The sequence below is a fragment of the Cellulophaga sp. HaHaR_3_176 genome (genome assembly GCF_019021925.1).
Classification (GTDB): Bacteria; Bacteroidota; Bacteroidia; order Flavobacteriales; family Flavobacteriaceae; genus Cellulophaga.
Genome location: NZ_CP058990.1, coordinates 3,186,315 through 3,203,136 on the forward strand (window position 1 = coordinate 3,186,315; position 16,822 = coordinate 3,203,136).

At 30.5% G+C, this 16,822-nt stretch carries 13 protein-coding genes and 1 tRNA gene; 3 read left to right on the forward strand and 11 right to left on the reverse strand.

From position 1 onward, the window contains the following. Positions 1-18: 18 nt before the first annotated feature. The 5 genes from H0I23_RS14030 to H0I23_RS14050 all read right to left on the reverse strand — a co-directional run bounded on the left by H0I23_RS14030 (position 19) and on the right by H0I23_RS14050 (position 7,200). Positions 19-1,422, reverse strand: a complete 1,404-nt coding sequence (locus H0I23_RS14030) for a RagB/SusD family nutrient uptake outer membrane protein (RefSeq protein ID WP_216783919.1) — start codon at positions 1,420-1,422, stop codon at positions 19-21. Between the two features lie 12 nt (positions 1,423-1,434). Continuing rightward, positions 1,435-4,776 carry a TonB-dependent receptor gene (locus H0I23_RS14035; RefSeq protein ID WP_216783920.1) on the reverse strand — a complete coding sequence of 1,114 codons (3,342 nt, stop codon included), beginning with the start codon at positions 4,774-4,776 and terminating at the stop codon, positions 1,435-1,437. 138 nt (positions 4,777-4,914) lie between these two features. After that, the gene (locus H0I23_RS14040) at positions 4,915-5,982 is read right to left on the reverse strand and encodes a FecR family protein (RefSeq protein WP_216783921.1); all 1,068 of its coding nucleotides are present in this window, start codon (positions 5,980-5,982) and stop codon (positions 4,915-4,917) included. A gap of 108 nt (positions 5,983-6,090) precedes the next feature. Next, positions 6,091-6,759, reverse strand: a complete 669-nt coding sequence (locus H0I23_RS14045) for an RNA polymerase sigma factor (RefSeq protein WP_216783922.1) — start codon at positions 6,757-6,759, stop codon at positions 6,091-6,093. 364 nt (positions 6,760-7,123) lie between these two features. After that, positions 7,124-7,200: transfer RNA gene (locus tag H0I23_RS14050), tRNA-Met, on the reverse strand. Between the two features lie 116 nt (positions 7,201-7,316). Here H0I23_RS14050 and H0I23_RS14055 point away from each other — a divergent pair. The 3 genes from H0I23_RS14055 to H0I23_RS14065 all read left to right on the forward strand — a co-directional run bounded on the left by H0I23_RS14055 (position 7,317) and on the right by H0I23_RS14065 (position 10,208). Beyond that, positions 7,317-8,537: a site-specific integrase gene (locus tag H0I23_RS14055; RefSeq protein ID WP_216783923.1), complete on the forward strand. Its 1,221-nt coding sequence runs from the start codon at positions 7,317-7,319 to the stop codon at positions 8,535-8,537. Positions 8,538-8,628: 91 nt separating this feature from the next. After that, entirely contained in the window at positions 8,629-8,943 is a 315-nt protein-coding gene (locus H0I23_RS14060) for a helix-turn-helix domain-containing protein (protein ID WP_179317207.1), read from the forward strand. A gap of 2 nt (positions 8,944-8,945) precedes the next feature. After that, positions 8,946-10,208 (forward strand): type II toxin-antitoxin system HipA family toxin, encoded by a 1,263-nt coding sequence (locus H0I23_RS14065; RefSeq protein WP_216783924.1) that lies wholly within the window; start codon positions 8,946-8,948, stop codon positions 10,206-10,208. A gap of 64 nt (positions 10,209-10,272) precedes the next feature. On the opposite strand, the gene H0I23_RS14070 is transcribed toward H0I23_RS14065, so the two are convergent. From H0I23_RS14070 to H0I23_RS14095, 6 genes are read right to left on the reverse strand one after another with little or no spacing between them, the layout of a single operon-like run. Then, positions 10,273-10,650, reverse strand: coding sequence for a type II toxin-antitoxin system RnlB family antitoxin (locus tag H0I23_RS14070; protein WP_216783925.1), 378 nt, complete (start codon positions 10,648-10,650; stop codon positions 10,273-10,275). Positions 10,651-10,657: 7 nt separating this feature from the next. Then, positions 10,658-11,701: a type II toxin-antitoxin system RnlA family toxin gene (locus H0I23_RS14075; protein ID WP_216783926.1), complete on the reverse strand. Its 1,044-nt coding sequence runs from the start codon at positions 11,699-11,701 to the stop codon at positions 10,658-10,660. Between the two features lie 42 nt (positions 11,702-11,743). Continuing rightward, positions 11,744-12,649 carry a DUF5655 domain-containing protein gene (locus H0I23_RS14080; protein ID WP_216783927.1) on the reverse strand — a complete coding sequence of 302 codons (906 nt, stop codon included), beginning with the start codon at positions 12,647-12,649 and terminating at the stop codon, positions 11,744-11,746. 6 nt (positions 12,650-12,655) lie between these two features. Then, a complete protein-coding gene (locus H0I23_RS14085; protein ID WP_216783928.1) occupies positions 12,656-13,870 on the reverse strand; it encodes a pentapeptide repeat-containing protein in 1,215 nt (404 codons plus the stop codon). Continuing rightward, positions 13,863-15,200, reverse strand: coding sequence for a restriction endonuclease subunit S (locus tag H0I23_RS14090; RefSeq protein WP_216783929.1), 1,338 nt, complete (start codon positions 15,198-15,200; stop codon positions 13,863-13,865). Before H0I23_RS14090 ends, H0I23_RS14085 begins: the two co-directional genes overlap by 8 nt. After that, the gene (locus H0I23_RS14095; protein WP_216783930.1) at positions 15,193-16,821 is read right to left on the reverse strand and encodes a class I SAM-dependent DNA methyltransferase; all 1,629 of its coding nucleotides are present in this window, start codon (positions 16,819-16,821) and stop codon (positions 15,193-15,195) included. The genes H0I23_RS14090 and H0I23_RS14095 overlap by 8 nt, the downstream gene beginning before the upstream one ends. Position 16,822 lies beyond the last annotated feature (1 nt).

A 16,822-nucleotide genomic window follows, 5' to 3' on the forward strand; every position in this document is an offset into this window, starting at 1 on the left:
GCTTAAATAAGGTTTTAATTAATACCCTGGGTTTTGCTCTATGTTAGGATTAACATCTGTCTCATCTTGAGGTATTGGCATTATAACAGTATCTGCTCCATAAGGAATTAAACAAATCTGTGCCGTACAGTTAGTTCTAACAATATCCATTTGATTACGCATCAAATCCCAAAGTCGTTGTCCTTCAAAGGCCAACTCTAGTCTTCGTTCCAAAAATATAGCATCGCTAAGTGCATCGCCAGAATCTGAATTATCCGGCTCGTCTGCAATTGCACGTTGGCGCACCATGTCTAAATCATCTTGCGCACCCGCTATATTTGTACCAATTTCTGCTCTAGCCTCGGCACGTATCAAATACATTTCTGCCAGTCTAACAACCTTTACATTATCAAAACCATTGATGTCTGGATATTTGATCATTCTATTTGGTGCAAATTCACCAGTTAATAAAGTATCTACTTCAAAAGTGCTTAAACGAGCATCATTCTCAGGGTAAAGATCAGCCACATCATTGGAAGGAAGATAATCTCCAAAACCTGCTTGTAGATAAAGACCTGCAATACCATTACCACCAACATTATCAGTTTCAGTCATTGAAATTTCAAAAATAGACTCTGAACTATTATCAGTAGTCCATAAGTCATAATAATTATCATTGGAAATTAAACTATAATCACCTGACTCTATAACACTTGAAGACATTGCTTCTGCATTCGTCCAATCTTCTTGAAAAAGATAAACTTTTGCTAATAATGCCCTAATAGATGTAGGTGACAAAGTATTTGAATTACCGCTTCTAGAATTACCATTCATCAAAGAAATACCCGTTGTCATATCAGAAATAATTTGTTCGTATACTTCTGCTACAGTATTTCTAGATGGTTCATTATCCAAATCGAAATTTAAAACTACAGGAACTCCTGGATGACTAGCATCTGTAGTAAAGTTATATTGCTGAGCAAACATACGTACTAAATCAAAATACATTAAGCCTCTTAGCGCATAAGCCTCACCAATGATATGATTTTGCTCAGCTATAACTGCATCAGATAAAATAGTTTCAGAATTGATGATAGCATTAGCTGCATTAATTCCTTCATAAGCACTACCCCAAAGAGCTTGAGCCTGTCCATCAGATACTCTTTGAATATGTTCAGCATAATCTACAACTCTATTAGCTTGCCCATTTTGTTTTACGTCATCTGCCAACACATCAGGTATCATAATCATGTAACGTCCATAATATTCTGATCCCGACAATTTATTATATATGCCAGTAACAGAAGATTCGTAACCATCAAGATCCAATAAGGCATCGGTATCCGAAACAGATTGTTGCGGAGTAAGTTCTAAAAAAGATTCTGAACAAGAGAATACGAGTCCAGCCAATATCGTTAATATAAATATTTTATATGTTTTCATGTTTTTCATCATTTAAAGTTGAATATCTAAACCAATGGATACAGTTTTTACTGCTGGTGTCTGCCCTGTGTAGCTACCATTAATACCTTGTTCTGGATCGATGTACAGGATATCCTCTTTTACAAAAGTTAGGATATTAGTTCCTCTAGCATATAATCGCATTGAATTCAAGCCTAACAACGAAGTAACTTTTTCGGTAAAATTATAAGCAACCGTTAAATCTCTTAATCGAATATAACTACCATCATATAACCATCTACTTTGGTTTCCTTCATTACTACCGTTACGACCACCCCAAACAAACTGAGGTACTAAAGCGTCTGTTGAACCAGGTTGCCATCTATTATCATAAATAAAATCAGCTGTACTTCTTGGCGTAAGTCTTCCATCACCTAATGTACCCCTTGCTCTATCATCGAAAATATAGTTACCATAAGAATAAATAAAGTTGGCACTAAGACTTATATCTTTATAAGTGAACATGGTATTGAAACCTCCAAAAAATTCTGGTGTAGCAGACTTGTCGTCTAAAAAGCGCTCTGCATCACTGATATCATTCGTTATCGTTGTTTTTGAAGCATCTGTATACCATTGTGGATCACCATTTTCTTGATTCACACCAGCCCAACTATATAAATAGAATGATTGAAAATCTTCGCCTTCTTGTCTTCTATAAGCACCATCTGTAAAATCGTCAGTAAGTTCTGTGATTTCATTTTTTAGAAAAGTAGTATTAAACCCAACATTCCATGTAAAGTCCTCCTTACTGATAATATCTGCATTCATTGAAATTTCCAAACCTGAGTTTTTCATTTCACCAAAGTTTTGGGTCAACGAAGAGAAGCCTGAAGTCAAAGTAATTGGAACATTCAAAATAAGATCTGAAGAAGTACGTTCAAAATACTCAACAGTACCACTTATTTTCGAAAACAAACCAAAATCTACACCTACGTTAAAATTCTGTTGACTCTCCCAAGTAAGATCAGGATTGGCAATTTGACTTGGACTACCACCTGGGTTACCATCATAATCTTGACCAAAAACGTAAAGTCCTTGTGAAGGAAAATTACCAATGGCAGCATTACCTGTAACACCCCAAGAACTTCTAACTTTTAGTAAATCTAAAAAGGAAACATCTTCTAAAAAAGATTCTCTACTAGCAACCCAACTTCCTCCAAAAGAATAAAAAGTACCCCATCTGTTATCAGCACCAAATCTAGAAGACCCGTCTCGTCTTAAACTACCTGAAAGAAAATATTTTCCATCATAGTTATAATTTAACCTAGAAAAGGCAGAAACAAAGGTATATTCAGATTTCGAACCACTAATAGCAAACTCTGCTGATGCACTATTTAACGTACTTAAACTTTGGTTAGGAAATTGCGTTCCAGAAGCGCTAAAAGATTCATTATTAGTCTCTTGAGCTTCAAAACCTCCTAAAACATTAAAATTATGGTTATCACCTAAAATAAAATTATAATCTGCTGTTTGCGTACCTACAAAGGTTCTAAGCGACGTATTTGCTTCATAACCAATACCCCCAGAATTTCTTCCTCCACCATACCTTGGATTTTGATATTGCGATTCGGTTAACGTAAGTAGGTCAAAATTCAATTGTGAACGTAAAGTCAAATTCTTTATTGGTTTTATGGAAACCGCAAAATTATCGATAACTCTAAACTGCTTATTTTCCCAAAGATCATCACCACTTAAAGCACCAACTGGGTTAGCACCTCCTAAAGGAAAATAGTCGGCATGTTCCCCATTAAATCTTCCTTCTTCATCATAAATAGGAATTAACGGTGATAGCTCTAATGAATTTTTAAATGGATTGTTGAAAGAACCACCATCAAAAAAGGTATTAGTTATACTGTTTGAAACCGATATATTATTGGAAATGGTTAAATAATCCGTTGCTTTAAATTCTATATTACTTCTAGCACTCAATCTTTTGAAACCTGATCCTATGATATAGTTTTCTTGATCATAATAAGCCCCAGAGAAAAAGTATTTTAAATTATCGGTACCACCACTAGCACTTAAATCATAACTTTGAGTTATTCCCGTTCTGGTAATTGCATCTAACCAATTAGTATCCGTAGGTTCTCCTGTTGAAGGATCAATCAGTTGTTGAAAAGTAGCATCAAATCTAGCTTGCGCTTCCGCTGGTGTATCTCCACCATTAACATAACCTTCTAGATAAAGTTCTGTATACTCTGCTGCATTCAATGGTTTCAAGATCTTATTGTATGCTTGTGAGTTAAAGCCTGTTAATGTTTTTAAGGTAATTTTAGCCTTACCAGACTTTCCTGATTTTGTTGTAATTAAAATAACACCATTTGCTCCTCTAGATCCATAAATTGCAGTTGAAGATGCATCTTTTAATACTGAAATTGATTCAATATCATTAGGGTTAATTGACGCCATAACATTGGTACTACTACCTCCATTATCTATGGTACCAATACTACCGTTTTGTACAGGAATACCATCAATAACATACAATGGCTCACTAGAAGCCGATATAGAACCAATACCCCTTATTCTAACTTCTGTATTTCCACCTGGAGCACCATCTACCGCACTTGCCTGTAAACCAGCAGTACTACCTCTTAGTGCTTGCTCGAAACTAGAAACCGGTGCTTGTTCAAAAGTTTCACTTTTTACAACACCTACAGACCCTGTTAAAGATTCTTTTGTTTGCGTACCATATGCCACAACTACAACTTCGCCTAAAGCTGCTGCATTTTCTTTTAAGGTAATATCAATAACACTTTTGCTGCCAACAGTAATAGATTGAGGCATCATACCTATATAAGAGAAAACCAATACATCTGTATCTTCTGCTATTATAGAATACTTACCATCAAAATCTGTTTGAGTACCTTTCGTAGTACCTTTTACAAGAATATTTACGCCTACTAATGGTATCCCATCAATATCATAAATAGTACCTGTTACTGCCTTTTCTTGAATAGAAGCATCGTCATTTGAAATAATTTTGTTCGTTGTTCTCGATTTAATTCTTTTAACGACAATTTGCTTCCCTTCTATCTTATATGTAAGATTTGTATTTAAAAAAGCTTTATCTAATACGGTGGAAATTTTTACGTTTTTAAGCTTTAAAGAGATTTTCTTATTCGTACTAATAACATCATCTTTATAAAAAAAGATATAATTACTAGTGCTCTGAATTTCACTAAAAAATTGCTCTACTGATAAATTGTTAAGTTCTACATCTATCTTATTTTGCCCCATAGCCAAATTGGCATAAGCACTTGAAAGACCGATAGTAATAAACAATAAAAATACTCTCATAAGCGTAAGGATTCCTAAACTTAAAGTTTTTTTCATATTTTTGGTATTGGTTAATTAATGTCACTTATTTTTAAGTGATGTTGATTTTAAATTCCCAGAAGATGTTCGACGCATCTTCTGGTCTTTTTTACTAATTCAAATAAACAAATAGGTTTAATTCATTCACACTGTGTTTTAATTAATGATGATACTATTTTCTTTAAAGCTGTAATTCATATTTGTACTCGCCTTAATATTTTTTAATACACTCTCTATATCTTCGTTTAAATCTAAATACCCTGAAAAACTTTCTGAGCTCAAAGCCTCATCTTCAATTATTATACTTTTATTGTAATATCGAGAGATCTTTTTCATGATATGTTTTAAATCGTTTTTCTTAAAAACAAGCATCCCATTTCTCCAAGAAAAATAATTGTCTACATTAACTTTTTCAGAAAAAATACTTTTGTTATTCTTATCATAACTAGCCTTAGTTCCTGGTGTAATTTTCATCTTATCTATATGCCCAGATGAAGCAGCATTTTTGTAGCTAATTTGCACACTACCGCTTTTTAATACTGTATTTATAGTGCTTTCATCATTATAGCTTGTTACACCAAAAACGGTTCCTAACACTTCTATCTCTTGGTCTTGAGACATTACTATAAAAGGTTTGCTTTTATTATGTGCTACATCAAAAATTGCCTCTCCCTCTAGATAAATCTCTCTTCTATCTCCATTAAAAACAGCTGGGTATATCATTTTAGAACCTGAATTCAGCCACACCATACTACCATCAGATAGATTTATTTTAGTTCGCTCTCCATAAGGGACCAATAATGTGTTGTAAACCGTTTTATTATTTTTAGAAGTTTCTTGACTAACTTCTTTCGAGTTTCCTAAGGTTATTTTTTGACCTGTATTTGAGTAATTGATTGTTTTGTTATCTTGGTCAATTTTTAAATTTTCACCAGTACCTAATATCAAAACAACCTTATCTGAATCATTAACATTTAATGATTTTGAAGATGATACGAAATCTGTAATAGTACTTTCGGGCACTCTATTATTATACAAAAAAAGGCCTGAAATAAGTAGCACTGCAGAAAAAGCAATAGCTAAGCTTGCTCCAAAATTCTTTTTCTTTTTTGAAACTTCATCAATAGAAGCGAAAATGTTTTTCTTTAACAGCTCCTTCTCTACGTCAGATAATTGATTATTATATTTAGATTTAATTTCTTTCATGCCTTTACTTAGATTCAATAATCTTAAATTTTATACTTTTATTAAATTGACTATTTGAATTGAATTCTATTACTAATAAGTAGTTAGTTTGTTTTTTATAGACATCATTAATTCAATTTATTTGAATTAATAAAATTTAAGCTTTCGCAATGTTTTAATGGCACGGTAGATTGATGTTCTCGCCGTCTGTACAGAGATATCCATAATCACTGAAATTTCATCGTAGCTTTTATCTTGATCAAATCTTAAAAAAAGTATTTTTTGCTGTTTTTTTGTCAACGTACTTAAAGCTTCTGCCAACTTAGCATTTCTTTCTTTAATATTCTCTTGACGGATTATAGATTTCTCGCAAGAATTGATATGGTTTGTTTTTGTAAAATCTGGTTTAAACTGAAATTCATCTAAAGAAACAGATGTATTTTTAGCCCTATATTTTTTATTAATTTTACGCTTTAAAGATCTGAACAAGTAATACTTTACATTATCCGTCATTGATAAGTTAGTCCTATATTTATATAAGTCTACAAATAAATCATGAATACAATCTGAAACATAGCTTTTATCTTTAGAATGATACATACCATATGTAAACAGAATATCGATATACATATCATACAATTGACCTAAAGCCATCTTATCCCCATCAATCAACTTTTCCCAAATTACAATCTCTTCATTTTTTTTAACAAAAAAATCTGTACTGCTAAATTCAGGTTCTTGATTAAACACTTGTTCATCTGTATCCAAATTTTTTGCTGTAGCTAAAGCCAATGCTAACTCACCATATTCTTGCATGATACTTGAATTTAATATTATGTTCTGCTTATGCCTTCATACTAAATAAGTAATATATAGTCGCCTTATAGACACTATTATCAAATTTTTATTAAAAAAAATAAAATTATAAATTATCAATAGCTATTTTAAAGATATGATATATAATGTTTACATATTTTAGCAATTTGATACATATAATATAAAACTATTTTAATTAAAAATATCAATAACCCCTCTAAAATCAAAAATAATGTTTCTACATATCACTACAGTTTATTGATAATTAAATACTAAAAAAGTATTAGTTTAATAATATTAGTATTGAATAAAAGGAATAAAAAAAGCCTCTCGATTTCTCGAAAGGCTTAACAAACTGTAAAAGTGGTCCCACCTGGGCTCGAACCAGGGACCACCTGATTATGAGTCAGGCAATTTTTTATTTCATATGTTTTCATTTACTTTCTTTTACATTGATAATCAGTATTTTATATAAATATATTTTTCATCTGTTTATATTTGTTTTACTTTTGAAGCTCTAATTGTTGTACTAATGTTGTACTGAAACTTCATTTAATATGGTTACTATAAAAATAGTTCTTCGTAAAACAAAATTAACGAATAACAAATATCCTATTTACTTAAGGGTAACATATATGAGAAAATCTAAATTTTTCAGAACACCTTTTAATTCCTCTTTAAAAGAATGGAATGAAAAAACAGGAGAGTTTAATTCAAAAAATGATAATACAACACAAAATAATAGAGTTCTTAATAAATATAAAAGCCGGGTTCTAAAGATTATTAACGACTTTGATATTAACGATAAAGATTTCAGTTTTACTGCCCTTGAAAAAGAACTAACGGTAACTACTAATCCATTAACTAATAACGTTTTTAGCTTCTGGAGTACAGTTACGAGAGAAATGATTGATAGTGGGCGCATAGGTACTGCAAAGATTAATAAGGAAACTTATGATTCTTTAAAAATGTTTAACAATAATTCAGTCGCTTTAGCTTTTGAAGAATTAAACTCAGATTTTTTATATAAATATGAAGTTTTTTTAAGAAAAAGAGGTGGAACTGATGGCGGTATTGGTGTTAAAATGAGAGCAATTAGAGCTAACTATAACTTGGCGATTAATAGGGGTTTAACTAAAGAAAGTAATTATCCCTTCAAAACCTATAAACTATCAAAACTAAAAGGTAAAGCTTTAAAAAGAGCTTTGGATATTGAAGACATTAACAAAATAATAAATTATGATTTATATGAAAACCCGCGACTAAAGAATGCACAAAATTATTTTTCATTTAGCTTTTATACCAGAGGTATGAATTTTGTAGATATGATGTTACTTGAGAATAAACATATTTCAAAAGATAAAATATCTTATATAAGATCTAAAACAGGCTTTCATTTTAACATTAAAATCTTACCTCCTGTAAGGGAAATTTTAGACTATTATAAAAAGGATAAAACTACAGAAACAAAATATGTGTTTCCGATACTATTGAAAAACAACTTAAAACCAAATCAAATAGAAAATCGTAAACATAAGGTTTTAAAAGGCTACAATAAAGATTTGAGAGAATTAGCAAATTTATGTGGCGTAACAAGCAATTTAACCAGTTATGTTGCTAGACATAGTTTTGCTAACTATATGATGCAAAACGGAGCTTCTACAGAAATCATAAGAGATAGCTTAGGGCATCAAGAATTAAGTACAACTAAATCTTATTTAAAAGAACTAGGATCTTCTGTTGTTGATGATGCTTGTGATTTGTTATTACAATTTTAAACAGATATTCAGAAACTTCTCTTCCCATTATTACCTATAACGAGTAGTATATTACCCAAATTACGTATATTTGTGTAATATATTACAAGTTATGTCTAAGAATAATTCAATACTACTACCAAAACTAGAGCGATTGTTAGAAGAAATGGGAGAGCAAATTAGGTTAGCACGTCTGAGAAGAAAATTAAGTGCCGATCAAGTTGCCGAACGCGCAGGTACTAGTAGAAGAACATTATATTCCATAGAAAAAGGAAAAAGTTCTGTGAGTATTGGTATTTATATTAAAGTTTTAAATGTACTTGGTTTGGAAAAAGACATTTTAAATATAGCAAAGGATGACATTCTCGGTCGAAAATTGCAAGACATTGGGTTAACAACTAAAGAGCGTGCTCCAAAAAGAAACTAAAAATGAAAAGGACTATATATGTTTATGCCGATTGGTTAGAATTAAATTCTCCTGTATTAATTGGCGAATTATATTCAGAGACTTTAAGAGGAAAAGAGGTGTTTTCTTTTGCTTATCAAAAAGAATGGCTACAATCTGATTATGCATATCAATTAGATCCAGATTTAGGTTTATTTGAAGGCATACAATATTTGAATGACGAAAAGTCGAATTTTGGATTGTTCTTAGATTCTTCTCCTGATCGTTGGGGTAGAGTGCTAATGAAAAGAAGAGAAGCTGCACTTGCTAGGAAAGAAGAAAGAAAAACGGTTAAATTATTTGAAACTGATTTCTTATTAGGTGTTTTTGATGGTCATAGAATGGGTGCTTTACGTTTTAAATTGGATAAGGAAGGTTCTTTTTTAAATGACAATAAAGAATTAGCAAGTCCACCATGGACATCAATTAGGGAATTAGAGCAAATAAGCTTGCGTTTGGAAGATGATAATAGTTTGGATGATCCTGATTATTTAAAATGGTTACAAATGTTAGTTTCTCCTGGTTCTTCTTTAGGAGGAGCAAGACCAAAGGCAGGTGTTCTTGATAACGAAGGTAATTTATGGATTGCTAAATTTCCTAGTAAAAATGATGGTGACGATGTTGGTGGTTGGGAAATGGTAACTTATCAATTAGCTATTCAGTCCGGTATTAAAATGGCAGAATCTAAAGCTGAAAAATTCAACAGTAATCAACATACCTTTTTAACGAAGCGTTTTGACAGAACTATTGATGGTAAAAGGATTCATTTTGCTTCCGCAATGACATTGTTAGGCTATACGGATGGCGTAGATGCATCTAATGGCGTTAGTTATCTAGAATTAGTAGATTTTATTTCTAAGCACGGAGCACATCCAGAAGATGATTTAAAGCAACTTTGGAGAAGAATTATTTTTAGTATTTGTGTATCCAATACAGATGACCATTTAAGAAACCATGGTTTTTTATTGACAGAAAAGGGTTGGGTTTTATCTCCTGCTTATGATATAAACCCCGTTGAAACAGGCATGGGGTTAAAATTAAATATTTCTGAGGATGATAATGCTTTAGATCTTGATTTAGCTTTAACTGTGGCTCCATATTTTAGAATAGAAAAAGAGACGGGTCAAATTATAATCGATGAAATTAGCCATATTGTAAGCACTTGGAAAGTGATAGCTAACAAATATGGATTATCTAGGAGAGAACAAGAATTAAAAGCTTCAGCATTTAAAAGGGCTGTAAACTAATCTGTAATAAAAATTTATACAGTTTATGAGATACTGCCGTCTTTTCATATAGAATTAATAATAACTACGCACTTAATGTTGCCAATTGCTTCTTTATTAAGAACTTCTTTGTTTTTGGCAAACTACTTTGTTCAATTAAATCAATATTCTTTGAAAAGAAAGTATTTGATGTTTTAAAAACGGTTTCATCATTAGATTTTATTGATTTAAACGATGAAAGATTAAACTTAACACCATCGAAATCCGCAGAATAATATCTATCATTCATACCATTCATTATTAGTAAATCAAATACAATAGAACCTTTTATCTTTTTTATAGCTAAAGATGATTCTATTTGATCTAAATAATTATCAATACGAATTGAATTAAGAGTTAATACAATGTATTGAAAATTACTTTTAGATAATTTACGTAGTCTATATGTTGCTTGTTTTTTCATTTTATGATTAACTATTCATAATGGTGTAACCATCTTCAATAACGTTAATTCCTGTATTTATTATATGTTCTGCTTCCGCTCTATCTAATATCTTACTTGTGGCAACTGTACTATCCATATGAAAAATAGTATGCCTTTGATTAGAATAGTAACTATACATATTACATAATGCTTTTTCGTGCTTTGAACACTTAACTATAGCTTTTGTTGAATTATTAAATGTAACACTTATTCCTTTATTATCAAAATGTGCGCCAAAACCCTCTTTAGTTATATTAATACCTTTGTCGGCAAAAACTTGTTTCATTACACCTTCTAAGCCTCTTAACATAGGAAAAGCAAAAGCAGAATAATCTGTCAATTCTATATCTGTTTTCTTTAATGCTAAAGAAGGACTTATAACACTTTTAATCTTATCATTAAGACGAACACCTGATACAGGAAGTCTATTTTCTAATTCACCTATAATATCTTTAGAGGTTAAATTAGTTTCATAATATTCCAATTGTTTATCAATTATATCTTTAAACGGTAACAAATCTGATAAAATTATTATTGTATCGTGAAATAACATTCTAGGTTTACCTTGTGCTTGAAATGCATTGTTTTTAAAGTGAATTAGAATTAAATTATCACCTTGAACACCCTCTAATTTTACTTGACGACCATTAGGTACTTGCTCATCCGATAGAACAACAGCACTACATTCTTCCTCTAAAAATTCTAAAACAACGTCAAAATCTTCTGGTCTAATAGCCTTTAAATAGAAACTATTAGCATTAAACTCCTTAATACCACAGTTTTCTAATATATTTTGAGCTATTTCTAAAGACCATTCCTGATTCTTACCCGTTTTATACATTAAAGTTGTTGCACCGCCTTTAACATAATAAACATTTAATGTAGCCTCTGCTTTACCAGTTTGCAAAAATTTATACACAAAAAGATTCCCTGGTTTTTCTACAATAGTAATATTAGTAGAAGTACCAACAAAAGCCTCAACAGTTTCCTGTATTAGTGCTCTATTAATATTTAATTTTCTAAATGACATATAAAAAAATGGGTTGCAAATGTATAAATTATTTAATTACAATTATATAGCTTGTTTAATTAAGTATAAAATATACTCTAAATTGTCATTGTTAGTTATTACTAATTCATAATCTCCATTACCCCAATGTCCTGTATTTGATACATCACGCATTAGATTTTTAGGGTCTTCTAGTTTACCTTTTTGTAGATTTATAAATAGTTTTATTCCTTTCTTTAGTGTTACAATATCTGCTATATTTTTATCCTTTTTAAAAGCTATGTATAGTTTTTTAGGCTCTAACTCAATATCATCTGCTAAAGCTAAAATAGCATCTTTATAGGTTTCGTAAAGTTCTTTTACTTTATCTGGATAACTATCTAAATGAAATTCTTCTGTATATACTTTTATCTCTTTTGTAACTGCTTCTAATTGTGTATTGCTTGATGTAATTGGCTTGATACTTTCTGCCGATTTACTTTTCTTTATTTGGTTTACACTAATTAAATTGTTTTCATAGCGTTTAACTTCCCATAACTCAATAGCAATATCTTTAAAGTTTGTTGCTGTTCTTTGATTTTCTGTAAAACTTGTAGATACAAATACTACTCTTGTTTGACTCCAATCAACATCAGTACGTTTTAAATTTTGCTTCAATGTTTCGTTATACTCAACTATAAAATCTGCTTTATTTTCTAGCATTAAACTTAAATATGTAAAACCTTGATCTACTACACTTATATTTCTACTACGTTTATATTCAATAATTATAAAAGCATTTGACTGTGTATCGTAAGCCAAAGTATCTATGCGTTTATTTTTAATAGAGAACTCAGATTTTACTAATTGTAAATCCATTAACTCATTTAAATTATTTTCAAAAAGTGATTGTATTTCTCTTTCTAATTTAAATGGTTTCTCTTTTAAAATACTAATAGATTCTTTTGAATTTAAGTTGTATAAATGCATTAAATATTATTTAAATTTTCTGAATGCTTGAATTGTTTGATAAATACCATATCCAACAGCAATTCGACCAAAGAAGTCAAATAAATATGCTATACCATAAAACCTCAAATCAAAGCTATCAAGATAAGTTATTCTACGTGTTGGGTTTAGAAAGTTGAAGAGGAATTTAACTCCTTTTATAAAATAGTCTTTATTAAATTCACAACCCCAACAAAAATGACGATGAAATTCTTCTGTGAATACAAGCGTAAGGAAACCAAATAAAATGACCATTACTGAAGTAAACCAAATACCATTTCTAAAATCTGATTGATAGTGATTTGATAATCGGTTGAATCTTAGAATCAATTTATCACCTTTATTTACCGTTGAGTCTTTATCTTTTAATTTTGCTTTTACTAATTCTTTTAATGCTCTTTTTTCTTCTCTCTGCATTAAAATTGAGTCTGAATAATTACCTATATCTTCAAATGCTTTTTTTAAAACTTGAAATGTATGAACTTTATTTACTAATGGTATTATTGCATCTCTATCTACATAATTTTGAAAAGTCTCATCATCTTTACCAACATACTCAGCCTTAAATTCTTTGAAATTAAATTGTAAGTCGAAAGGTTGTAATGTGCCTGATATTATGGATTGCGATAGGTCAACACCTTTATTAAATTTTGTTCTTGCAAAAATAACTTTAGTAGAAAACAACGAATAAGTAAATAAAACATTACTTATAAATGTCGCCATACTAAAGACTGTCGTTTTATTAAAATCTGTCTTATAAAAAATTATATCCTGATTAAAAGTAGTTAACCAAAAGTCTGCTAAACCGTTAAATGTAGTATTACGAAATGAAGCATTGTTTACACTACAATTATGCATTCTAAACTTATTATTGAATATAATGTCATCAAATTGTATTTGCTCTTGAAACTCACATTCTTCAAATGTTACGCTTTCACTAAATACATTAGTTTCATCTTCATTAAACAAATCTGGTTCTTGATTATTATCCTCAACTACTTGAACTAATTGAACACCCTTACAGAAAAGTATAGGTTGTGAGAAGTCACAATCTGTGAAGATTAATTCTCTGTGTTGTGGTTCAATCTCTATATAGAAATTAAATATTCTTGAAGTGAATCTTATGGGTGTAGAATTACCTAAGCCCTCAGCTAAATTAAAGCGAGCATTGAAATCTTGTTCTGTGATTACTGTTTTAGGCATTCTTTTGATATACTTCCTGCGGTTCTGCTGCTTGATTAATATGTTCTTGTGCTTCTTTAACCGTTACTTGACCATTCATTAGCATTGGCAATAACCAATCTCTTAAATCTGCTAATTTTTGATTTTCTCTTAGATTCTTTTGCTTTTTTGCGTGTATCGGTTTTATTTTTTGGTAAAACTTTTCTACGATGTCTTTTTTAGGAAAGACCGTTTTATAATTGGTTACAAAGCTCTCGAACAATAAGTTTTTAATACCACTTGTTTTACCTTCCCAACCAAATAATACTCCTGCATCATATAACCTTTGCCATTGGTACACGAAATTATACAAATAGGTTTCATCTTTTAAAGTAACTGCTTTACAAAAGTTAGAACAGATTAATGGATTCTCAAAACGCTCTAAAGTTTCTTGTGTTATAAAAGCCATTCTACCTGTAGATTGTGTTGGACTACCTCCAGATATTTCTATTATTAAATCTCCTTCTTCTAATAGTTTATGAGTATTTTTTTCTAAAATAAAACGCTCTGGTGCTTTTACTACACCATTGCCATTTAAACCATTAATATCTGCACCACGAATACAAGATACTTGCTCTGTATAATTACCCTGTTTAAACTCTTTACCCCAATCTCCACTTTTATCTTTTTCTATCCAATCTGCAATAGTTTTATATTGCCAACCTTCAGGTATATCTTTTTTCAGGGTTACATTATACACGATTTTACCACCTGACGCTTTATAAGGTTTACCGTTGGCATCTGGAAAATCAAATTGCACAAACCAATAGTTATAAATGGTTTTTGCTATTGCTTCTAATTCATTGTTGATTTTACTATTGATCTCTATTTTATAATCTAAATCCCCTAAAACCTTAGCGATTTGTTTTTGAACAGGTATTTCAGGATAGTTTATTATTAAATTTCTAATATTATCATTATAAAGTCTTTTTATAGTACTACCATTAGTGGCTATCCAAGGTTGAGTTTGATAATAATAATAAAGAAAACTATTTAATACTTTTTCCTCATTATTTTTTATCCATACAATATTTGAATCTTGGAAATATGCTGGCTTACCATCATAAATAACAGTTTTTCCTATAGTACCAGCAGCAGAAATTAGTATATCTCCTTTTTTGGGGTGATTATATTTCATACGATATTCATCGTATAAAGTTTTCGAAATGAAATTTACAGGTTCGCTTCCAAATGTTGAAATTTTATAAAATGGAATCTCTCCAAAATCTGAAGTTTGACTTTTCAAAACACGTTTACACATAACAACTTTACCAATATCACCGAGCTTTGATATTTTATTACCTTTATTCATATATCAATCCTTCTAAATTATTATGAATTACAGCTTCTAAAGCTTTGTTTTCTTCAAAAAGATTACTTAAATTACTTTTATAACTAATTATTTTATTGTCAAACTCTTCAGCTGTTATATCAATGTATTCAATTTTTACTTCAAAATATTGACCTGCACTTAATGAATAGTTTTTAACTTTTAAATCATCATATGAAACCACTACTGATAAATCTTCAACTACTTCTTTGTTGTTAAACATATCAATTATTCTCTCCTCTTCCTTTACAGACAATACTGTTTTTTGAGTTTTACCATCCTTAACTTTTGTTCCTAAATTAGACGCATCAATCAATACAACATCTTCGGTATTATTTTTATCTAAAAAGATAATAGACACGTTAGTCCCAGTTGTAGCAAAAATATTAGAAGGCATCGTTATTACACCTGCAAGCATTTTGCTTTTCACCATATTTTCTCTTATCTTTAAATCTATACCCGATTGTTTCGTAATAAAACCTGTAGGCACAACAATCGCTGCTTTACCTGTTTTCGTTAAGCTATGCATAATGTGTTGCAAAAACAGACTATAAATAGACATACTGCTTTTTTTACTTTTCGGAACATTTGGGATTCCTGCAAAAAAACGTTCGTTATTTTCTTTACTATCTAAATCGTCTCGATACTCGCTAAAATCTAAATTAAAAGGTGGGTTTGATACTATATAGTCAAACTTCTGTAATTGGTTATTAACATCTTTATGATAAGGTGATAGAATCGTATTACCACGCACTACATTTTGTAATGAGTGCACTAAATTGTTTAGTATTAGGTTTAAACGCAATAGTTTAGACGATTTTTTAGACACATCTTGTGAGTAAATAGTACATTTATCTTCACCAATGGCGTGTGCTAAATTCATTAACAACGTTCCCGAACCTGCACTTGGATCATAACACGTAACATCTTGAATATTATCTTCTGTTACCATAATAGAAGCCATAATTTTAGCTACTGCGTGCGGTGTGTAATACTCCGCATACGTGCCACCACTGTCGTTATTATAGTCTTTTATTAAGTACTCAAAAATAGTAGCATAGAAATCGTATTTTTCATTGAAAATATGCTCAAAACTAAAATCTACTAATTGATTTACAATTGCTTTACAAAAAGCATTTCGTTCTGCCGTTTCTACAATTTCACTAATACGTTCAAATAATGGTTCTTTAGAACCTCCAGTCGTTTTTACTGAGAAGATGTCATTATTTTGAATGGCAATATCCATTAAGGTATCATCAAACGTTTTAGCAAAATCTGGTGTGTTTTGTATATCGAACAAATGCGAAATAAAATGTTGCGGTTGTAATACTGCTGTGTCTGCATTTAACTGTAAGGTTAGCATTTCATAATCTTCATCAGGTAATGCTTCAATTGCTTTCTGCCATTTTTCTGCTTTAGCTAATTCAGGATTTAATTGTTTTACCTCGTAAGCAAATTTGTCGTTTAAAAACTTATATAGAAATACCTGCGTAATAATTTTATATTCGTCTCCATCATTACCCAAACCATAATTAGAACAAATACCTTTAAGGCTGTCTATTAGGTTTTTTACTTCTGTTTGAAATTGTACTGTTGCTGTCATT